The organism is Microbacterium sp. F51-2R (assembly GCF_052180235.1).
In the GTDB taxonomy this organism is placed as follows: Bacteria; Actinomycetota; Actinomycetes; order Actinomycetales; family Microbacteriaceae; genus Microbacterium.
The window spans coordinates 2041380-2061582 of record NZ_CP197470.1; the positions used below are offsets into that span (position 1 = coordinate 2041380).

General features: G+C 74.5%; 16 protein-coding genes. 14 read left to right on the top strand and 2 right to left on the bottom strand.

The window, feature by feature from the left end:
- Window positions 1-3 precede the first annotated feature (3 nt).
- Complete coding sequence (locus tag ACSBPH_RS09080; protein ID WP_442574026.1) at window positions 4-2712, bottom strand: ABC transporter permease; 2709 nt, start codon at window positions 2710-2712, stop codon at window positions 4-6.
- On the bottom strand, window positions 2709-5150 hold the full coding sequence (locus tag ACSBPH_RS09085; protein WP_442574027.1) for an FtsX-like permease family protein: 2442 nt from the start codon (window positions 5148-5150) through the stop codon (window positions 2709-2711). The genes ACSBPH_RS09080 and ACSBPH_RS09085 overlap by 4 nt, the downstream gene beginning before the upstream one ends.
- Window positions 5151-5277: 127 nt before the next feature.
- Here ACSBPH_RS09085 and ACSBPH_RS09090 point away from each other — a divergent pair, with 127 nt between their 5' ends.
- From ACSBPH_RS09090 to ACSBPH_RS09155, 14 genes are all read left to right on the top strand, one after another.
- Window positions 5278-5856 (top strand): HhH-GPD-type base excision DNA repair protein, encoded by a 579-nt coding sequence (locus tag ACSBPH_RS09090; RefSeq protein ID WP_442574028.1) that lies wholly within the window; start codon window positions 5278-5280, stop codon window positions 5854-5856.
- Window positions 5857-6128: 272 nt separating this feature from the next.
- The gene (locus ACSBPH_RS09095; RefSeq protein ID WP_442574029.1) at window positions 6129-6896 is read left to right on the top strand and encodes an FHA domain-containing protein; all 768 of its coding nucleotides are present in this window, start codon (window positions 6129-6131) and stop codon (window positions 6894-6896) included.
- A complete protein-coding gene (locus ACSBPH_RS09100) occupies window positions 6893-8008 on the top strand; it encodes a DUF6177 family protein (RefSeq protein WP_442574030.1) in 1116 nt (371 codons plus the stop codon). The genes ACSBPH_RS09095 and ACSBPH_RS09100 overlap by 4 nt, the downstream gene beginning before the upstream one ends.
- Window positions 8008-8292 (top strand): hypothetical protein, encoded by a 285-nt coding sequence (locus ACSBPH_RS09105; RefSeq protein WP_442574031.1) that lies wholly within the window; start codon window positions 8008-8010, stop codon window positions 8290-8292. Before ACSBPH_RS09100 ends, ACSBPH_RS09105 begins: the two co-directional genes overlap by 1 nt.
- Window positions 8289-9638 carry an EsaB/YukD family protein gene (locus tag ACSBPH_RS09110; protein ID WP_442574032.1) on the top strand — a complete coding sequence of 450 codons (1350 nt, stop codon included), beginning with the start codon at window positions 8289-8291 and terminating at the stop codon, window positions 9636-9638. Before ACSBPH_RS09105 ends, ACSBPH_RS09110 begins: the two co-directional genes overlap by 4 nt.
- Window positions 9635-10426 (top strand): hypothetical protein, encoded by a 792-nt coding sequence (locus tag ACSBPH_RS09115; protein WP_442574033.1) that lies wholly within the window; start codon window positions 9635-9637, stop codon window positions 10424-10426. Before ACSBPH_RS09110 ends, ACSBPH_RS09115 begins: the two co-directional genes overlap by 4 nt.
- 29 nt (window positions 10427-10455) lie before the next feature.
- The gene (gene eccCa / locus ACSBPH_RS09120; RefSeq protein ID WP_442574034.1) at window positions 10456-14559 is read left to right on the top strand and encodes a type VII secretion protein EccCa; all 4104 of its coding nucleotides are present in this window, start codon (window positions 10456-10458) and stop codon (window positions 14557-14559) included.
- Window positions 14560-14676: 117 nt separating this feature from the next.
- The gene (locus tag ACSBPH_RS09125) at window positions 14677-15012 is read left to right on the top strand and encodes a hypothetical protein (protein WP_442574035.1); all 336 of its coding nucleotides are present in this window, start codon (window positions 14677-14679) and stop codon (window positions 15010-15012) included.
- Between the two features lie 19 nt (window positions 15013-15031).
- Window positions 15032-15343, top strand: a complete 312-nt coding sequence (locus ACSBPH_RS09130) for a pore-forming ESAT-6 family protein (RefSeq protein ID WP_442574036.1) — start codon at window positions 15032-15034, stop codon at window positions 15341-15343.
- Between the two features lie 17 nt (window positions 15344-15360).
- The gene (locus ACSBPH_RS09135; RefSeq protein ID WP_442574037.1) at window positions 15361-15705 is read left to right on the top strand and encodes a DUF6507 family protein; all 345 of its coding nucleotides are present in this window, start codon (window positions 15361-15363) and stop codon (window positions 15703-15705) included.
- Window positions 15705-18338, top strand: a complete 2634-nt coding sequence (locus ACSBPH_RS09140; protein WP_442574038.1) for a hypothetical protein — start codon at window positions 15705-15707, stop codon at window positions 18336-18338. The genes ACSBPH_RS09135 and ACSBPH_RS09140 overlap by 1 nt, the downstream gene beginning before the upstream one ends.
- A complete protein-coding gene (locus tag ACSBPH_RS09145; protein WP_442574039.1) occupies window positions 18338-18775 on the top strand; it encodes a hypothetical protein in 438 nt (145 codons plus the stop codon). Before ACSBPH_RS09140 ends, ACSBPH_RS09145 begins: the two co-directional genes overlap by 1 nt.
- Complete coding sequence (locus tag ACSBPH_RS09150) at window positions 18772-19623, top strand: hypothetical protein (RefSeq protein WP_442574040.1); 852 nt, start codon at window positions 18772-18774, stop codon at window positions 19621-19623. The genes ACSBPH_RS09145 and ACSBPH_RS09150 overlap by 4 nt, the downstream gene beginning before the upstream one ends.
- Before the next feature lie 111 nt (window positions 19624-19734).
- Window positions 19735-20124, top strand: coding sequence for a hypothetical protein (locus ACSBPH_RS09155; protein ID WP_442574041.1), 390 nt, complete (start codon window positions 19735-19737; stop codon window positions 20122-20124).
- Window positions 20125-20203: the final 79 nt, after the last annotated feature.

Genomic DNA, 20203 nt, shown 5'->3' on the forward strand with positions numbered 1-20203 from the left:
GTCCTATCCTTCCTCGACGGTCCGCAGGGCGGACGCGGCCCGCACGCGCCGCGAGGCGAGCAGGGCGACGGCCGTGAACACGACGGCGAGCAGCACGAAGCCTCCGAGCGTCAGGGCGAGGGTCGCGGCATCCACGTGATACGCGGGCTGGATGCCGGAACCGGTGAAGGGGCGGAGATCGACCGCCGCGAGCACGACGAGCGGGACGAGCGCTCCGAACACCGTGCCGGAGACGACGGCGGCGACGGCGGGCGGCCCGATCTCCCACAGGGCGAGCGAGGTCGCCGACCGGCGCGGCGCGCCGAGGGTGCGAAGGAGCGCGATGACCCGGCCGCGCGCACCCGCCGCGAGCGTCAGCGTCATGACGATCGCGAGCGCGCTGAGGAGCGCCGCGACGCCTGTCGCGGTGAGCAGCGCGATGCGCACTCCCTGCACGGCCGCTCCCTGTTCGATCGACGCGACGATCTCACCAGCCGTGCGGATGCGGAGGTCTGCCCCGATGAGCGTCCGCAGCTCCTCCTCGACGGCGGCGGCGGAGGCCCCGGGGTTCAGGCGCAGCAGAAGCGTGCGGTCGCTGGGGTCGCGGCCGAGCACCTTCTCGGCGTACGACGAGTCGATCGCGACCCAGTCCTCGCGTTCGCCGATCGGCACCGGGCCCGTCGAGACGCCGACGACCTCGGCATCCGTCGATCCCACCCGTACGCGATCGGATCCGCCGATGAAGGCCGCCGTGGGGCCCGAGACGACGACGGGCATGGCGCCCGAGCGCGCGTCGAGCGAGGCTCCGGGCGGCAGCATCCCCGGCGCATCTCCCTGCACGGCGCGGAGGTCGGCCGCGTCGACGACGAAGACCGACGTGGGGCGCTTCTCCCCGTCGACGTCGAGGGTCGAGGGGTCGGCGCCCGAGATGCCCGTCGCCGCCGCGACGCCGTCGAGGCCGCGCACCGCCTCGAGCTGCTCGCGCGTGAACGTCGCGCCGCTCACGCTCATGTCGGCGCCGACCTGACCGCGCGCCGATTCGGTGATGCCGGACTGCAGGGCCGAGAGGAGCACGCCCGACGACACGGCGACCGAGACGCCCACGACGAGGGCGAGCACGGGGGTGAGCCCGATCGCCGGTTCGCGCAGGGCCCGCGCCGACCCGAGGAAGGCGTCGAGACGCGCGCCCCGGCGAGCGCGTGCGAACACGCTCCGCAGCGGCATCGGGTAGACCCGCAGCGTCACGAGGCACGCCACGAGGGAGAGGAGGAGGGGCGTCGCCGTCAGCAGCAGGTCGGCGCCCCCGCCGTAGCCGCGGAAGAACAGCAGGGCGAGAGCGAGGACCGCGACCCCCGCCACGACCCCCTCGACGATGAGCCGCACGCGGCCGCCGCGTCGGCCGAGGTCGGCGCGCGCCTGGCGCTCGGCCGCCGATGCGGCCAGCGCCGTGAGGACGGCGCAGGGCGCGAGGCCGATGAGGAGCGGCGCGGCGAACCAGACCGGCTCGGGCGTCACGCCGAGCACGAGGCTCCCGACGAGCGTCGCCACCGCGGCGCCCACGAGCGCCGGGACGAGGCCCACGATCGCCCCTTCGAGGCCGAGGAGTCCGCGCAGCTGTCCGGTCGAGGCGCCGCGGGCCGACAGCAGGCGCAGGCTCGACCGGCGCCGCTCGAGGATGAGGCGGCACCCGAGCACGAGCACCGCGGCCGCGACGCCGACGGGGCCCGCGACGATCATCGCGATGACGCCCGCGGTCGCGGCCTGCTGCGCGATCGCGTTCTCGATCGCCCCCGTCACGTCGGCGGCGAAGCGCAGGCTCAGGATGCCGATCCCCCCGGCCTGCGAGCCGACGGGGTGCGACACCGAGGTGAACTTGCGCAGGGCCGCCGCGGTCTGCTCGGCGGTGTCGCGCGAGATCGCCGCGACGTCGAGCGGGTACCAGACGAGCGTCCGCGCAGTCGTCTGGCTCGCGGCATCCATCGCCCCCGCCGCCGTGAGAGAAGCCGGGTTCGCGAAGCCGGTCCCGGTGACCGAGCGCGGGCTGTTGCCGTCGTCGAAGACGTTGGGGCTCAGCACCGAGGGCACGTGCTGCCAGTACGCATCGCCGGCATCGAGGGCGTCGAAGGTTCCCGAGAGCACGAGGGTCGTCGGAATCGACGCGCCGGCGACGTGCCGCTCCTCCCCCACCGCCCACTCCAGCTGGTCGGCCGTCTCGGTCGAGAGGACGATCTCGACGCGGACGCCGTCGCCCTCGACGCTCGCCGGCTGCGGCAGGTCGCCCTCGGCGAGCCGGATCTGCTCGTCGAAGCCGGGTGCGAAGGCGAGCCGCACGAGCTTCGTGCGCGGATCCTCCTCGAGGGGCGCCTCGCCCGAGAGCGCGACGGCGTGCGCGGGACCGAGGAGGTCGGGGAGCGGCGCATCGGCGTCGGTGCGGATCACCTCGACGGCGTCGAGGAACGGCGCCCAGACCCGGTCGGCGTCGGTCGGCAGCTCCTGGCCCGAGGCGCCCGTCTGCGGGAACAGCGCCGTGTCGGAGTCGACGTCGCGCTCCGTCGCGCCGAGCGTCGACAGCCGCTCGCGCAGGCTGGCGTCGCCGAGGAGGGTGAGCGCGATGGGGGCGGATGTCGCGAGCAGCGACAGCAGCAGCACGAGGGCCGCGACGGTCAGCCCGCCGCCCGCGCGGGAGCGGAGGTGGTGCGCGACGAGCGCTCCGGTCGACACCCGCCGGCTCACCGCGACTCCTCCCCGACGGTCGCCGTCCGGGCCGCGCGGCGCACGGCGAGAGCGGCCGAGACCACGATGATCGCGAGGCCCCCGACGAGGGCGGCGAGCGCGATCGCGAGGGGGCCCACGTCGAAGCTCACTCCCGCGCCGAGGGGAAGGATGCCGGGGGTCACCGCCTGCACGAGCTCCGGCGCCGCGAGCCAGGCGACGAGGGCCCCGGCGAGCGCGCCGAGGACGACGGCGGCGCCGAGGACGGCGGAGAGCTCTGCGGCGCGCATGCCGGCCTGACGACCCCGCGTGACGCCCAGTGCACGGAGCACGCCGAGCTCGCGCCGGCGTGCGAGCGAGAGGGTCTGCACGATCGCGAAGGCAGCGACGAGGGCGAGCACGGCCGAACCTGCCGTCGCGATCCACCACGCCGGGACGAGGGCGCCCACGACGTCGGCGGTGACGCCGGGGGCGGCCGTCTTGACGGCGCGTCCGCCGAGCGCGGCGCTCAGCGCGTCGTCGGCGGATGTCGAGCCCGACGCCCAGATCGACGACGGCGCGACGACCGAGGTGCCGCGCTGCAGCATCGAGACCTGCAGCACGTCGAGCGGGGCGAACACGGCGAGGGTCGTCGCTGCGCCGGGGAGGGCGGCGTCGATCCCGCCGACCTCGATCGCGCCGCGGCGGCCCGTGCCCGCGTAGCGGAAGTCGAGGGTGTCGCCGATCTGGAGGCCGAGCCGCCCGGCGAGCGCCTCGGTCACGGCGACGCGCACGGGAGGCAGGTCGGCGGACGCCTCGCCGGCGGAGTCGCCCGACGCCTCGCCCGCTGCCCCGCTCTGGAGGGACGCGTTCGCCTTCTGCGCCACTCCGCCGTCGGCGAGCCACAGCACGGCCTCGCGCGCGTCGCCTCGCAGAAGGCCCGAGCCGGTCGCGTCGAGCACGTCGCCGCCGACGGCTTCGACCCGCGTGAGCTGCACCGTCACGGCGCCGGCCGCGTTCGTCGGCCCGACGAACGCCGAGATCGCGAGGAGGCTCCACGGGCCCGTGCCCTCGGGGAGGGCCCCCTCCCCCGTGATCGAGATCGCTCCGGCCGCGTCGCGGACGGCGTCGCCCGTCAGGCGGATCTGCGCCGAGGTGCCCGCGGCGTCGAGGACGACGGCGCGCAGCTCGAGGGAGCCGATGACGTTGGGCCCCGTCGAGGCGACCGCCGCCGAGACGCGGAGGCCAGTGGCCCCGTCGCCGAGCGGCAGCGGCTCGGCGACGACGGTGCCGTCCGACGGCGCGATCTGGGCGGCGAGCGCCGCGGTGTCGAGGAGCCCGCCCGCCGTCGTCACGACCGTGCCGACCGCGTCGGACGGCAGGGCGATGAGCTCCGCCGTCGTGCCGCCGAACTCGGCACCCGTCACGAGGGCGGGGGACGCGGCATCCACCCCCTCCACCGCGGCGGCATCGGCGACGTCGGCGGGCGAGGCGGTCTGGGGATCGAGGTCGACGCGCAGGTCGGCCCCCGCGCGCACGGCGGCGGAGTCGGTGGCCGCCGCGGTCCAGGTCGCGGAGTAGGCCGACGCGAAGACCGCCTGGGCCACCGTGAGGGCGACCAGGAGAACGGCGACGGCGTAGATCGGGAGACGGCGCGCGACCTGGCGCGCGGGGTACGACGGCGTGAGGGCACGCGCCGCGGCGGCCGGGGCGGCCGTCAGCGCCGCGAGCGCGCCGAACGCCGCGAGCGCGACGAGGGCGCCCGCCAGGAGCAGCACGGCAGGGGCGATCGCGACGATCGGGTCGAAGCCCGTGGGCCGCGCCTGCGGCAGCTGCCACACCACGATCGCGGCGGCGAGCACGACGACCACGACGACGGCGCCGGTCGTCGCGCGGGCACCGCGTCCGACGCCGCGCTGCTGCGCGCTCCGGCGGAGCGAGACGGTCAGCACGACGGCCAGGAGCACCGCCATCGCGACGACGGCGAGAGCCTCGGGCGCCGCGCCGAGGGGCGACAGGCCCGCGATTCCCCGGAGGAGGGCCGCGACGGCCATGCCGGCGATCGCCCCCGCCAGCGCGACGACGGCCGACTCCGCGGCATCCGTCACCCACGCCTGCCGACGCGAGAGCCCACGCGCGCGCACGATCGCCCACTCGTGCTCGCGGGCTGCGGCCAGGAGCCGGCCGAGCTGCGCCGTCGCCGCCCCCGCGAGGATCGCGACGAGGAGGATCAGTGCGGGAGCCGCCGAGACGAGGGCTGTCGTGCCGGCGGCCACGCGCGCGGCGACCTCGTCGGCGGGCACTCCGGGCGGGACGGGGACGCCCGCCGTCTCGACGGCCCGCGAGAGGGAGCCAAGCAGCACGGCGACGGTCGCGACCGCGGCGGCGACCGTCGCGGCGGCGCTGGCGAGCAGGCCCGCGCGGGCGCGGGACCGTGCCGCGAGCAGGCGTCCCGTCGACAGGGGGCGGCGGTCGGGCATGTGCTCGGACCTCCGCGATTCGTGTCGGATGACGCCGCCATGGCGCTCCTGACAACCTAACCGACCGTCCTCGCCGCCGCGGTGCGTGCCCTGGCCGGGCTCTGCGGCGGGTGCGAGACTGGGCGTCATGACGCTCCACATCACGGGGGACGCCGACGCGGACCGCCTGCTCACCGACGACCCGCTCGCCCTGCTCATCGGCATGCTGCTGGATCAGCAGATCCCGATGGAGACGGCGTTCGGCGGACCCCTCAAGCTCGCGCAGCGCCTGGGCTCCGTGGATGCCGCGACGATCGCGGGCTACGACCCCGATGCCTTCGCCGAGGTCTTCCGCCGGCCGCCGTCGGTGCACCGCTTCCCGGGATCGATGGCGGCGCGGGTGCAGTCGCTGTGCGCCGCGATCGAAGAGGACTGGGGAGGGGATGCCGCGTCCCTGTGGACCCGCGGCGAGCCCGACGGCGCGGAGGTGCTGCGCCGGCTGAAGGCGCTCCCCGGCTTCGGGGAGCAGAAGGCCAAGATCTTCCTCGCGCTGCTCGGCAAGCAGTACGGCTTCACCGGCGACGGCTGGCGCGAGGCATCCGCCCCCTACGGCGAAGACGGCGCGTTCCGCAGCGTCGCCGACATCACGAGCGCCGAGTCGCTGACCAAGGTGCGCGAGCACAAGCGTGCGATGAAGGCCGCCGCGAAGGACGCGAAGGCGGGCTGACCCCCGCCGGCCCGTCTCGCCGGCCCGGCCGGCCCGTCCGGCCCGTTCCGGTCCGCTGGCCCGCCGAGCGCGACACTTTCCGGCGAGCGCGGCGTCGCGCGACGGCGCGCTCGCCGGAAAGTGTGGCCCTCGGTTCATCGAGGGTCTCCCGCGCGCCGGATCCGCCCCGTTCATGGGAGGGATGCCGCTGTCAAGGCCGTGATGCGCCCGAGGGGTGCCGCGACCCGTCCGTCTAGAGTGGTGGGGTTCCCTCGGGGGGAAGCACCTTTGCAATGACGACACTCGACCAGACGACTCCTGCCATGGTCGATCCGCTTGTTCTGACGGCGCCCGCGCGCGCCGGCCAGCGGATCGCCGCGATCGCCGTCGACGTGCTCGTGCCGGCCGCCCTGGCCGCGATCGCGGGGCTCCTCTTCCTCCTCGACGCGCCCGCGGCGACCTGGGTCGTGCTCCTCGTCGCGATCGCCCTCGTGGCCGCCAGCATCGCGACGCTCGGCCGCTCCGGCCTCACCCTCGGGCGCGTCGCGGCCGGCACGCGCACGGTCGAGCGCGCGACGGGCGCGGCGGCCGGGGCATCCGTCCTCGCGAAGCTCGTCTCGGGACGCCTGGGCACTTTCGACATCCACCGGGGCCGCGACCCGTTCGCGCCCGCCCTCTCGCCCTTCGAGTTCCCCGCGCAGCAGCCGGCGGCGGCGACCTCGGCGCCGAGCTCGCTCGCCCCCGTCGTCGAGCTCGATTCGGGCCAGCGCTTCACGCTGGATTCGGCGCTCGTGCTGGGCCGCAACCCTTCGGCGCCTATGGATGCCCCGGCAGAGGTCTACCGCTGGGCCGACCTGTCGCGCACGCTGTCGAAGTCGCATGCCCGCCTCGAGTGGGACGGCCGGCGCGTGTGGATCACCGACCTCGCCTCGACGAACGGCACGTTCGTGCGCACCGCCGGCGCCCCGCAGCCCCTCATCGCCTATCAGCGCACGCCCCTCGCCGCCGAGTCGGTGCTCGAGCTCGGCGACCGCATCGTCACCGTGAGAGTCCCCGCATGAGCGCCACCACGATCGATCACCCCCTCGTCGACGGCGCCGGACCGGGCTGGGTCGCCACCGAGACGCGCGCCGACGTCGTGGCCCTCACCGTCGGGATGAGCGACTTCCTCCACCGCGTCGCGACGGCCGGCGATCGCCCCGTCGTCGTGTCGGGCGAACACTCCCGCATGACGCACCCCCTCTCCGAGGCCCTTTCGGCCGTGCAGGGGCATTGGGTCATCCGCACGGCCGACGACGGCTGCTACGACGCCCGCACGGGCGCGCCGCTCGCCGAGCCGCAGGACGTGCTCGCGCTGCCACCCCTTCCCTCACGCGACGGCGTGCACCCCGCGTTCCTCCGCGCCGCGGTGTCGACGCGGCTGCAGATCGTCGCGACGGTCTCGACGCGGCACCGCGTGAGCCGCCCCGTCCGGCTCGGCGGTGTGCTCGAAGCCGCGTCGGAGCGCTTCGCCGGCAGGATTCCGGATGCCTGGGGCCCGACCGAGCCGCTCGTGGCGCCGTGGGACCGAGACGACCTCACCGAGCGCACGCGCCGGCGCATCCCGCTCGACAGCCGCTGGGCCGCCGTCACCTCGGGCGAGCACGCCGTGCTCGGCACGCTGCATCTCGCGCGCACGGCGGAGGGCATCGAGGAGACGACGCGCGTGTGGGCCGACGTCGCCGGCCCCGGCGACGAGGGCGCCGACGGGATCGGGCTCGCCGCGCGGGAGCTGCTCGCGAAAGCCGCGGGGATCGGGATGCCGCTCCTCGGCGTCGCCTTCGCCGCGATCGGCTCGCCCGATCTCGCGCGCCGCTCGACCGCGGCGGTGCAGCCCGAGCCCCTCGCGCTCCTGGTCGGACCGCCCGGCGTTCGCGCGTCGGGCATCGACCCCCGGCGCTGGGCCGACGACTTCGGCGCGGCCGTCGTCGGCAGCCCGCGCCTGCCCGGCGTACTGCTGCGCCTCGGCTCGCCCGCGGGCGGCGGCTGGCAGCGCCTCGCCGACGTGCTCGGCACGCTCGATCCCGCGCGCGTCGGCGCGCTCCTCGCGGTCTCGCCGCAGGTCGCGGCACGGCTGCGCGCCGGCACTGGCGGCACCGCCGGCACCGCCGGCACCGACGAGGGGAGCCGCTGATGCCCGATCAGCGCGACACGGTGCTCATCGAGCAGGCGAAGATCCAGCGCATGCGGCTCGGATCGGCACTGCTCTACGGCCACATCGACGAGCGCCGCACCGTCAACGACCACTCCAAGCGGCTCATGGGCTCCCTCATCCTCGCCGCCGTCGCATGCGCCGCCTGCGTCGGCGTCTCCTTCGTCATGCAGCTGCTCGCGAATCAGCAGGCGGCAAAGCCCGCGCCGGCGAGCACGTCGGTCTCGGCGCCTCCGTTCGACTCGACCCCCTGGGAAGCACTGTGACCCCCTACACCCGCCTCACCGTCGCCGGCAGCACCCGCCGCGCCGAGGTCGTCGTCTCCAGCGACGAGCCCCTCGGCGCCGTCCTCCCCCGGCTGCTCGACCTCCTCGGCGAGACGGGAGGCACCGTCGCGCGCCCCCTCACGCTCGTCGCCGCCGACGGCGAGCAGCTCGACGTCGGCCGTTCTCCGCAGCAGCTGGACCTGGGCGACGGCGCCGTGCTGCACCTCGTGCGCCTCGACGCCGCTCCCCCGCCTCCCGTCGTGATCGACGTGACGGATGCCGCGGCCGACGCGCACGAGACGCACCTCGACCGCTGGAACGACCGGGCCCGGGCGATCGCGGGCGGGGCCGGCATCGCGCTCGCCACCGCGGCGGCAGGGGTCATCGCGCCCTACGGCGGCCCCGTCACGGCCGCGTGGGTGCTCCTCGGCGCCATCGCCCTGCTCCTCGCGATCGCGACGATGCTCGGGCTCCTGCGCCTGCCCGCCGTCTCGGCCTGCGTCAGCGCCGCCGCGGCCGGGCTCATCGTCCCCCTCGCGATCGCCGCCGCCACGGCCGCGGCCGGCGGGGGCCTCGACGCCGCGAGCGCCGCGCTCGTCGGCGCGGCCGTCGTCGTCGCGACCGGCTCGACCGTCGTCCTCTTCGGCCTCGGCGTGGCGTTGCGACGCCCCGGCGCCGCGGCGGGCGGGGCCGTCGGCGCGGTCCTCGCGTCGGTGCTGCTCGTGCTCCTCCTCGTCGGAGTCGGGGGCGAGGCATCCGCCGCCGTCGCGGGAACCCTGGCCGCCTTCGCGACCGGACCCCTCCCGTGGATCGCCCTCTCGGCGGCGGGCCTCACGCGCCTGGACCAGGGGGTCGCGGCGGGCGAGCGGCTCGAACGCCCCCGCGCCTTCGCCTCCATCGACGACGCCTATTCGGCCCTCACCTGGAGCGTCGTCGGCGTCTCGGCCGTCCTCGCCGTCTCGGGCGTCGCGCTCGTGCTCGCGTCGGAGCTGTGGGGCGGCCTGCTGGCGCTCGCGTTCGCTCTGGTCGCGGCCCTGCGCTCGCGGGCCTTCCCGCTGCGCGCGCAGGTGTGGTCGCTGTGGGCCGTCGTCGCCGCGATCGCCGCGACCGCGGTGCTGACGCAGCTCACCGGCCCGCTCGTGTGGATCGGCGTCGCCGCCGCAGCGCTTGCCGCCGTCCTCGTCGCGGTCGGCGTCCTCGCCCGCCCCGCGTCGCATGTGCGCGCTCGACTGCGCGGATTCGGCAACGTCGTCGAGACGCTCGCCGTCGTCGCCCTCCTGCCGCTCCTCGTCGGGGCGCTCGGCGTCTACGGCGAGCTGCTCCGCGCGTTCGGCGGCGGCTCGTGAGCATCCTCGACCTCCGCGACGTCCCGGCGGCGCTGTTCGGCAGCTCCGGTGCGAGCAGCGAGCGCCTGATCCAGTGGGATGCCTCGATCCGAGGCATCCGCTCGATCTCCCGTCGCATCGGATTCGTGTCGCTGGAGCCTGGCGCCGGTGCCACGACCCTCGCGGAGCAGGTGCTCCGCGTGGTCGCCTCGCGGCGCCCGGAGCCGACGCTCGCGATCGACGTCGCGGGCGGCGAGCGCGACCTCGGCGCGCGACTCGGCGCCCCCGTGACAGCGCCGAGCGAGGCGCGCGCGGGAGCCCGGACGACCGCCGACGCCCTGACCGGTCTCGCACCCGGCGACGGGTGGTTCGCGCTGCGTCCCGCACCGGCCGAGACGCCCGTCGCCGCGTGGCTCGCGGAGGCCGCGCCGATCACCCGCTTCTTCGAGGTGTCGATCACCGACTTCGGGGCGCGGCATCCACTCGTCGACTTCGCCGCGTGCGCGGCGCTGTGCGACGTCGTGTGCCTCGTCGCCGACGCGCGTCGCCCGGCCGCCGAGCTGGCGCGCGCCGTCGCCCCCGCCGTCGCGGCACTGCCGGAGGGCCCGACGCCCGTGCTCGCCCTCGTCGACCACGCGCGCACCGGCGGCGCCGTCGCGCGCGCCATGTCCTCCGACGCATGGCCGGTCGTCGGCATCCCGTTCGATCGGGGACTCCACGGCGGAGGCCGGGCGAGCGGGCCCGCGCGCCACGCGCTCCTGCAGCTGGCGGCGACCGTCCTCTCGGCGCGCAAGGCGGTGGCCGCGTGACGGTCCGGGTCGTGCACAGGCCCGCCCGTGTGACCGAGCCCCTGGAGGCGCCGGCCGAGATCGTGCTGGCCCCGCCCCCGCCGATCGGCGACAGCTCGACCCCGTTCCCCATCCAGTCGCTCCTGCCGATCCTCGGGAGCCTCTCGTCGATCACGATGATCGTGCTGCTGCGCAACAACCCCGTCATGGTGGTCGTCGGCGCCGTGATCCTCGTCGTCGCCCTGGTCGGCGGCCTCGGCATGGCGTTCACCGCCCGCGGCAACGCCGCCCGCCAGCGCCGCATCCAGCGGGAGCGGTACCTGGACTACCTCGAGGAGCAGCGCACGATCGTGCGCGAGATCGCGGACGCGCATCGGGATGCCTCGCTCACCCTCGACCCCGCTCCCGAGACGCTCATCGAGATCGGCGCCGATCCCGCCCGCCGCTGGGAGCGACGGCCCGGCGACGCGGACTTCCTGCGCGTGCGCATCGGCACGGGAGACCTCCGCGCCGTCGAGGTGCACCTGCCCCCCGAGCAGAATCCCGTGCAGCCGTTCGACCCCGTCATGAAGGGCGCCGCGGCGAGGCTCGTCCAGCTCGCCGGCGTCGTGCAGGGCCTTCCCGCGGTCGTCGACCTCGAGCGCGGCGGCCACGTCTCGGTCGTGGGTCCCCGCGAACACACGATCGGTCTGTGCCGCGCGATGGCCGCGCAGATCGGCGCGCTGCACTCCCCCGACGACGTCGCGATCGCCGCCGTCGTGCCGACGTGGGCGCGCACCGAGTGGCACGGGCTCGACCTCCTGCCCCACGTCTCGGCACCCGTCGTGCCGGCGGGCCAGATCGCCGCGCGGCGCATCGCGCCGACCCTCCCCGAACTGCTGGCTCTCCTCGGCGACGAGCTGCGCGACCGGGTGGCCTCGGCCGCCGCGACGCGCCGCAGCGGCCGGCGCACCAAGCCCGCCCGCCTCGTGATCTTCATCGACGAGGGGACGGATGCCGCGTCCCCCCTGCCGCGCCTGGACTCGGCGCTCGATCTCGCCGACCTCGGCATCACCGTCGTGCACGTCGTCGACGACCGCCTGAAGGAGCCGTCCGCCGTCTCGGCGCGCGTCACGCTGGAGGGCGCCACCGCGACCATCGAGACCCCGGGCTCGGCGGAGGACGCCGTGATCGGCATCCGTCCCGACCGCGTGCCGCCGACGCTCCTCGAGGTCGTCGCGCGCCCGCTCGCGGCGCTGCGTCTCACCCGCACGAGCGCCGTCGACGCGCAGACCACTCTCGCGCCCGATGTCACCGAGCTCCTCGGCATCGCCGAGGTCGACACGGTCGACCTGCGCGAGGCCTGGCGCCCCCGCTCGGCGGCCGACTTCCTGCGGGTGCCGATCGGCGTCGACGACCGCGGCGCGCCCGTGCTCCTCGACCTCAAGGAGTCGGCGCAGCTCGGCATGGGTCCGCACGGGATCTGCATCGGCGCGACCGGCTCGGGCAAGAGCGAGCTGCTGCGCACGCTCATCCTCGGGCTCGCACTGACGCACTCGCCCGACGACCTCAGCATGATCCTCGTCGACTACAAGGGCGGCGCGGCCTTCGCGCCCTTCGCGGGCCTCCCGCATGTCGCCGGGATCATCGACAACCTCGCCGACGACCCGCAGCTCACCGAGCGCGCGCGGGCGAGCATCCAGGGCGAGGTGGTCCGCCGGCAGCGCCTCCTGAAGGATGCCGGGAACGCGGCATCCATCGGCCACTACCGCCGGCTGCGGCGCGAGCGCGACGACCTGCCGGCGCTCCCCCACCTCTTCCTGGTGATCGACGAGTTCGGCGAGCTGCTCACGGCGGAGCCGGACTTCGTCGAGCTGCTCCTCACGATCGGGCGCATCGGGCGTTCGATCGGCGTGCACCTGCTGCTGTCGAGCCAGCGGATCGAGGGAGGCCGGCTGCGCGGCCTCGACACCTACCTCTCGTACCGGATCGGTCTGCGCACGTTCTCCGAATCGGAGTCGGCCGTCGTGCTCGACACGCCGGACGCCTTCCACCTGCCGGCGATCCCCGGTTTCGGCTATCTCAAGGTCGACACGTCGGTGTACACGCGCTTCCGCGCCGGTTACGTCTCCGGTCCCGTCCCGGCGCCCCTCGAGGCGGGTCCTTCCCGCTCCGACGCCCCGACGCTCCTCGAGCTCCCGCCCTACGACCGGCCCGCCTCCGACGACGACGACCTCGTCTCGCCCGCCGAGCCCGACGCGCCCACGACGGGCCGCACGCTCGTGGAGGCGGCGACCTCCCGCCTCACGCGCGGCGTCACCCGCACGCGGCCGGTGTGGCTCCCGCCGCTCCCCCCGGTCCTGACGCTCGGCGGCGTCCTGTCGACGGCCGAGGGCCGCGGCGGGCTCCGCGCCCCCGTCGGCCTCCTCGACGATCCGAGCCTGCAGCAGCAGGCGCCGTGGATGCTCGACCTCACCCGGTCGGGCGGCCACGTCTCGGTCACGGGCGCCCCGCAGTCGGGCCGGTCGACGTTCCTGCGGACGCTCGCGGCCTCCCTCGCCTTCACGCACTCGCCGCGCGAGGTGAGCGTCTACGGCATGGACCTCACCGGTGGCGGGCTTGCGCGCATCGAGCCGTTCCCGCACGTCGGCGGCGTCGCGACGCGCGGTCACCGGGAGCGCCTCTCGCGCCTCCTCGAGGAGCTCACCGGGATGCTCGCGACGCGCGAGCGCGTGTTCCGCGAGCAGGGCCTGGACTCGCTGGCCGACATGCGCCGCCAGCACGCCGAGGGGCGCCTGCCCGAGCTCCCGAGTGCCGACGTCGTCCTGCTCGTCGACGGGCTCGGGGCGCTTCGTACCGAGTTCGAAGACCTCGAGCAGGCGTTCGGCCAGCTCCTCGAGCGCGGCGGCAGCTTCGGCATCCACGTCGTCGTGACCCTCTCGCGGTGGAACGAGCTGCGCCTGAACCTGCAGGGGCTCGTCGGCACGCGCCTCGAACTCAAGCTCAACGATCCCGCCGACTCGCAGATCGCCCGCAAGCTCTCATCGACCCTGCGCGCCGACGAGCCGGGCCGGGTGCTGACCGACGAGAAGCTCTTCGCACAGATCGCGCTGCCGCTGCTGGAAGAGGTCGACGACGCCGACATCGGCGAAGCGCTCGAGCGCATCGCCCGCGAGACCGCTGCGCGGTGGGGCGGCCCGGGCGCCGCGCCCATCCGCCTCCTCCCCGAAGACCTCGCGCCGCAGAGCCTCCCCGACGCGCTCGAGGAGCCCGACGAGATCCCGGTGGGCCTCCGCCAGGACACGATGACCCCCGTCCTGCTCGACCTCGCCGGCCGCGACCCGCACCTGCTCGTGCTGGGCGACTCGCACTGCGGCAAGACGACGGCCCTCCGCGGCGTCGTGCAGGGCGCGATCGACCGGCACTCGCCCGAAGAGCTCGTCATCGGCCTCATGGACGCCCGCGGCGAGCTCGCCGCCGACGTCCCCGACGACTACCTCGGGGGCCACGCGACCTCGGGTCGCCAGGCGCGCCTGCTGGCGGAGTCGATCGCGACGGAGCTCGAGAAGCGCGCCGCCGATCGGAACGCGGGCGGACCCCGCATCCTCGTGATCGCCGACGACTTCGACATCCTCGCCGCCGGCGGCGCCGAGCCGCTGCGCCCGCTCCTGCCCTATCTCGCCTCGGCGCGCGACCTCCGCCTCAACGTCGTGGTGAGCCGGCCCGTCGCCGGCGCCTCGCGCGCGTTGTTCGACGTCGCGCTGCAGGGCGTGCGCGACACCGGCGGCACGGCCCTGGTCATGTCGGGCGACCGTTCCGAAGGCCAGCTGCTGCCCAAGCTGTACGCCGAGCCGATGGTCGCGGGACGCGGCCGGCTCGCGCGCCGCGGCGAGCGGCCCGCGCTCGTGCAGATCGCGCACTTCGATCCCACGCCCGTGGCGACGGATGCCGCGTCCCCCGCGCAGCCCGAAGGCCCGGTCGAGGGATCGAGCCTGCCCGACGGGCTCGAGATCCCCGACGCGCTGGCTGTGCCCGACGGCGCCGAGGCGCCCGACGGGCCGGACGCGCTCGGCGCGCTCGACGAGGGCGACGCCGCCGTCGACGCCGACCGTGAGGCGGTCACGACCGAGGCCGTCCCGCTGACGCGTCGCCGCCGTAGGCCCGATACACCCTAGAGCCCGCCCTTCGGAAGAGGGAGGTGAGGCGTCGCAGACATCGGTTAGCCTGGGGACGTCCACGAAGTCGAATCAGGTCGGCGACGTTCCATCGCCGCGAAGAAGGGATCACGACGGATGAAGTTCGCAATGGGGGCCGATACCCTCACCGTGCTGACGAAGGCGACCTCGGGGTCCAGCGACGATCTGTCGGTCCTGGTGCGCCGGCTGTTCGAAGCGGCCGAGCCGCTCGAGGGCCGGTTCCAGGGTGCCGGCCGCGCCGCATTCGACCGCTTCAAGGGCCGCACCGACGCCATCTCGGCCGAGCTGAAGGCCGCCCTCGACGGCGTGCTGGGCGGCATCGGCGGCATGAACCGCTCGTTCATCGAGGGCGAGTCGGCGATGGTCGACCAGACGCAGAGCCTCGAGGCGGGGTCTTCGTTCGACGCGGCACGCTTCGGCGCGGGCCGCTGAGCGGGAAGGACACACAGACATGGCGAACCAGAGCGACCGTCGCGACTACGACATCGCGGCGTCCCAGAACGCACAGGACAACTTCAACACCGTCGCCGCGCAGCTGGAGGCGCTGATCGATCAGCGCGACCGCGACGTGCAGGCCGCGATGGCCGACTACGCCGCAGAGGGCGTGTCGGAGGACTACCGGGCGAAGGAGACCCGCTGGAAGAACGCCGCCGCCGAGGTGCGCGGCATCATCCAGACCCTCCGCTCCTCCCTCGAGCGCAACGACGAGTCGGCGCAGGATGCGCTGCGCAAGGCGCGCGCGGCCGTGGAGTCGATCGGCTGAGTCCGGTCCGCTGATCGATGACGTCCTGGAGCATCCAGCCGTCGGGGGTCGTGGCCGTCCTGAAGGACGTGAACGTCTACGCGACCGCCCTCGGTGAGGCACTGAACGGGTTGAGCCCCGCCATGGAGGGGGCTGTCGTGGCGACGCAGTCGGGCGCCATCTCAGAGGCGATCCAGTCGTACTTCACCCTCGAGGAGGGGCCGCGGATCCAGGGCATGAACGCCCGGATCGGGGCCGCGGCATCCGGAGTCGTGAAAGCGACCGAGGCATACGTCGCCGGCGATCTCGAGATGGCGGCCAATGCGCAGTCCGCCTCGGTCGCCGCGGTGTATCCGCCGCACCTGCCGCCGGGGGTGATGTGATGCCCTCCGCCATCGATCCCGACAAGATCCCCGGGAAAGACATCGATCCCGACGCGATCGAGACGAACGCGTCGACCATCAAGACGATCGCGGGTTCGGTCCGCGACAACGGCTCGAACGTGCACCTCAAATGGCAGGGCATGGCGGGCGTCTACGAGGCGCCGGAGTCGGGCACTCTGCTCGGGCTGATGCAGCCGGTGTCGTCGCAGGCGACCGCGGCGGGCGACAACCTCGAGGTCGTGTCCGGCGCGCTGACGCAGTTCGCCGCCGACGTGCGGCCGATCAAGGCCGAGCTCGACTCGCTGCGCCTGCAGGCGCAGGCCTTCCGCGACGAGATCGCGGGCGGCGTCCAGGTGCAGGAGGTCAATCCCGCCTGGGTGAGCACGCAGGGCTACTACGGCACGACGTCGAGTTACGCCGGCTACTCGCCCTACTCCTCGTCCTCGACGGGCGGCTCGGCCACGCCGCCGGCCGACATCCCGCAGTACCACAGCGTCACGAAGGAGTGGCACGAGGTCCAGGAGTACGTCGACCGCAACAACGACCTCATCAGCCAGGTCAACGCGCAGCAGGTCGCCCTGTGGGAGGCCGAGCGCACGTGTGCGAACGCCATCCGCGCGCTCTTCGGCGGTGCGCCGCTGCACGCGTACGAGTCGGAGGACGATCCGCTCGGCTACGGCCTCAACGAGATCCCCGAGGGCACCGAGATGCCGTGGGGCGCGCCTGTCGAGCGCTCCGAGGGCTGCGGCGAGGCGACGGCGAAGTTCGTCTTCAAGGACTTCCTCTGGGAAGGCGTCATCGTCGGCGGCGTGTGGGGCACGATCGAGGGCCTGGGCACTCTCGTGCTCGGCTACAACCCCGCGACGGGCGACTGGTTCTCGGGCGACGCGTACGGCGCGGCGTGGGGCAACCTGGGTCTCCTCGCGGCATCGGGCGTCATGAACTCCCCCCTGCTCGGACCCCTCATGTGGGCCGACCAGGGCATGGAGGCGTTCGGCGGCGGCGGGTTCCTGCCGCAGGAGGTCCGCGACTTCAAGGCCAAGGCCGACGAGGCCGCCCTCAACACCGGCAAGGCCCTCATCGCGTGGGACAAGTGGGCCGACGACCCCGGAACGGCCCTCGGCGAGTCCGTCTTCAACGTCGGCACGATCCTCATCCCCGGTGGCGCAGCCGTCACGGGCGTGAAGACGGCCGGGACCGCGGCATCCGTCCTCTCCAAGATGGCCCGCGTCGTCGACCTCGTCGACCCGGCATCGCTCGCGATCAACGGCACCGTCCGCCTCGGCGGCCTCGGCATCCGCTCGCTCGACAACATGATCGGCACGCTCGATCTGGGCTCGAAGCTCGATGCACCGCACATCGAGGTGTACACGGCGACCGACACGGCCTCGGCGATCAAGGCGCTCGATGACTGGGGCGTCGACATGAACACCGTCACGGCGCACATCGACGGCGCCGGCAACAACGTGCTCGAGTTCCCCGGCGGCAGGATCGAGCTTCCTGCCGGCTCGTTCGACAACGCCGGCGGAGGGGTGCGCGCGGGCGACGGCGGGGCGGATGCCTCGGTCACGGCGCCCGTCCGCGAGCCCGAGCTCGTGAACGCCGGCGGAGTGCGGGGCGAGGCCGGCCCCGGTGCCGTCAACGCCGTCGTCGACGAAGCGCCGGTGCGCACCGAGACAGGCGGATCGGGCGAGTCCACGATCGTCCGCGACCCCGAGACGACGACGGGCGGCGGCGACGGCCCCGCGGGCTACGACGGCTCGTCCTCCGGCGGAGACACCCCCGGCACCGGCGGCGGCACCCCCAGCTCCGCCGGCGGATCGCTCGGCGACGAGGCCGGTGGCATCGGCGACCATGTCGACGATCAGGGGAGCGTCCCGGGTTCGGGATCGAGCGCGACCTCGCCCGACCGCATCTACTCGATGATGGACGGCGTCGATCACGCCTCGACGTTCGCTCCCGAGCAGCTCGGCCCGAGCCGCATCACGAACAGCCTCCTGCAGAGCCACGGCGTGACCCATGCGCAGTTCGTCGACCTGATCAACCGCCCGATCGGCTCGCTCACGGCGACCGAGCGCGGCATCGTCAACAGCATCCGCGACTCGCTCACGGCGCAGCTGACGCCCGACACGGTCTTCCAGAAGGTCATGGACCAGCCGCACTTCGAGGTCGCGCCGGACGGCTCGTCGCACCTCGTGTTCGGGCAGGCCGAGAACATGGTGCTACGCGACACGACCGACATCAGCGGCTCGATCAGCGTCGCCGACGACACCGCCCACCTCGCGACGCCGCGCGACTTCTTCGAGGCGCTCCGCCTGGACTACCCGGGAACGAACTTCGCGACGCATGACGGTTCGGCGTTCGTCGTGCGCTTCCAGGCCGACACGGCGACCGGCGGCAGCATCTCGCCGCAGCTGCACAGCTCGATGGGCGGCAACGGCTCGGTCGACCACTACAGCCCGCCCTTCACGGGCAACGGGTTCCTCGCGGCCGCTGACGACATCCTCCCCGAGTATCGCGCCAGCAAGGTCGCGATGCGGGAGGGCGCCGAAGTGTGGGAGGTGCTCGACGACGGCACGCAGCGCCTGTTCGCGGTGCTCCGTGGCGGCGAGTGGATCCCGCAGGGACTGTGATGGCCGAGATCGAGACTCCCGCCCGGTTCTTCGAGTACAAGGGCGAGCGGCTCAAGTACCACTCCGGCGGCGGCACGTGGAAGCGGGTCGTGGCCTCGGGCGATCTCGACCTGGAGCACTTCCCCGAAGCGCTCGAGTTCAGCAGCGACCCGGCCGACCCGTGGGTCATGCTGCCCAACACCGCCTTCGACGCGCTCTACGTACGGACCGTCTCGGGCCGGTGGCACGGCGTGCCCGTCGAAGTGGAGTCCGTCGTCAAGCGCGGCCTCAGCAAGGGGCAGTTCGAGATCGCGTACACCGGCACGCGGCCCGACGAGGCGGTCGCGGTGGGGCTCCGCGGCAACCAGAACGACGGCTGGCGCGCGACGGTCGATCCCTCCGAGCTCGAAGACGTAGCCGTCGACGAGACGATGTATCCCCTGGCGGACGGTCGATGAGCCGCGTCGTCCTGCAGAAGCTCCTCCACCGTGGGTTGTCCGAGATGATCCTCGAGCGCGGGTACGACCAGGTCGGGGGGTTCGTCGTCGAGGCCGCCGCCGCGGCGGAGCTGCGCACCCCGGCCGCGCTGCGCGCCGCCTACGGGATCGCCGAGGACGGCGTCGCGTCAGTCGACGTCGTGCGCTTCGTCACGCCCGCGTGCGCCGCACTGACGGCGCCGCCCGGCGTGGAGCGCCCGTGGCCGTCGTATCCGCAGGGCTTCCTGCAGCCCGTCGCCGGGGTGATCGTGCCGGTGTGGGTGCTCTCCACGACGCGATTCTCCCCCGGCGCCGAGGTCTGGCGCATCCACGCCGACGGCACGCAGGAGATGCTGGCGTCCTACGGCGGAGCGGCGCGCGGCTGGTCGGGAGCGCGCGAGTGGCGCCCCGCATCGAGGTACTACGGCACCCGCGCGCTTTGGCAGGGCACGGAGTACGCCGCCGACGTCGATGGCGAGGACGTCGCGCTGACCTCCTTCGTCGAGCCCGAGGGCGACGGATGGTCGCAGCAGCGCCCCGCCACCTGGAGCCGCGTCGTCGGCCTCGCCGACGGCGAGGTCTACGAGCTCGACTTCTCGGCGTCGCTGCAGGGTGTTCCTGTGCGGGTCCTCCAGGTGATCGGCGGCGATGTGCGGCTCGAGGTCGAGGGCGACGATCCGCAGGTCGCCGAGCAGCTCGGCGCGGGCATGATCGACTTCGGGCGGTTCGAGCTGTCCGGCGTCCCCGGCGCGCTCCTCACGCAGACGCAGCTCGTCGCCCACCAGCTCGCCCCGGCCGGCGCCACGCCTGGTGCCTCGCCCGACCTGTGAACCCCGCCCAGACCGTGAACCTCCATCTGACGGCCGAGACCGCGGGTGCCACCCGCGCTCTCGGCGCTCAGATGGAGGCTCACGGGTCAGGGGCGGAGAACGGAGGAACGGATGCCTCGCAGCAGCGTCGCATTGACGGCTGAGCCCCTGAGCGGCGACGCCGTCGTCACGGCGGCCGGGCGCGTCTGGACCGCGCAGGCCGGCGCCGACGCCGAGCCCCTCGAGGCGCGCGTCGTCGACGAGGGCGCCGTGCTTCAGCTCGTCGCGGGTGACGCGGTCGTGCTCTCGGTGCTCCGGCCGCGGCTGCTTCCGCGCCTCGACGAGGTCGAGCGCCTGCTGCCGGGCACGACGCCCCCCGAGGGGACGCAGTGGTGGACCGACGCGTTCACGCCGTGGCGGCCCGAAGGCGCGATCGGCGTCGCGATCCTCGATGCGGCGGCCGAGGCATCCCGCGGCATCGTCGTGCACCAGGGACTCGCGCCCACCCGCAACCCGCGCTGAGCGCGGACGCCCCGAGCGCGCCGGAGCGCCGGTCAGGCCCCGCGCCGGTCAGGCCCCGTGCCGGTCAGGCCCCGCGCCG

What these genes read in the sequence shown, in the direction of transcription:
- ACSBPH_RS09085 (WP_442574027.1), bottom strand. Translation starts at nt 5,150, where the DNA reads ATGCCCGACCGCCGCCCCCTGTCGACGGGACGCCTGCTCGCGGCACGG.
- ACSBPH_RS09090 (WP_442574028.1), top strand. Translation starts at nt 5,278, where the DNA reads ATGACGCTCCACATCACGGGGGACGCCGACGCGGACCGCCTGCTCACC.
- ACSBPH_RS09095 (WP_442574029.1), top strand. Translation starts at nt 6,129, where the DNA reads ATGACGACACTCGACCAGACGACTCCTGCCATGGTCGATCCGCTTGTT.
- ACSBPH_RS09100 (WP_442574030.1), top strand. Translation starts at nt 6,893, where the DNA reads ATGAGCGCCACCACGATCGATCACCCCCTCGTCGACGGCGCCGGACCG.
- ACSBPH_RS09105 (WP_442574031.1), top strand. Translation starts at nt 8,008, where the DNA reads ATGCCCGATCAGCGCGACACGGTGCTCATCGAGCAGGCGAAGATCCAG.
- ACSBPH_RS09125 (WP_442574035.1), top strand. Translation starts at nt 14,677, where the DNA reads ATGAAGTTCGCAATGGGGGCCGATACCCTCACCGTGCTGACGAAGGCG.
- ACSBPH_RS09130 (WP_442574036.1), top strand. Translation starts at nt 15,032, where the DNA reads ATGGCGAACCAGAGCGACCGTCGCGACTACGACATCGCGGCGTCCCAG.
- ACSBPH_RS09135 (WP_442574037.1), top strand. Translation starts at nt 15,361, where the DNA reads ATGACGTCCTGGAGCATCCAGCCGTCGGGGGTCGTGGCCGTCCTGAAG.
- ACSBPH_RS09140 (WP_442574038.1), top strand. Translation starts at nt 15,705, where the DNA reads ATGCCCTCCGCCATCGATCCCGACAAGATCCCCGGGAAAGACATCGAT.
- ACSBPH_RS09145 (WP_442574039.1), top strand. Translation starts at nt 18,338, where the DNA reads ATGGCCGAGATCGAGACTCCCGCCCGGTTCTTCGAGTACAAGGGCGAG.
- ACSBPH_RS09150 (WP_442574040.1), top strand. Translation starts at nt 18,772, where the DNA reads ATGAGCCGCGTCGTCCTGCAGAAGCTCCTCCACCGTGGGTTGTCCGAG.
- ACSBPH_RS09155 (WP_442574041.1), top strand. Translation starts at nt 19,735, where the DNA reads ATGCCTCGCAGCAGCGTCGCATTGACGGCTGAGCCCCTGAGCGGCGAC.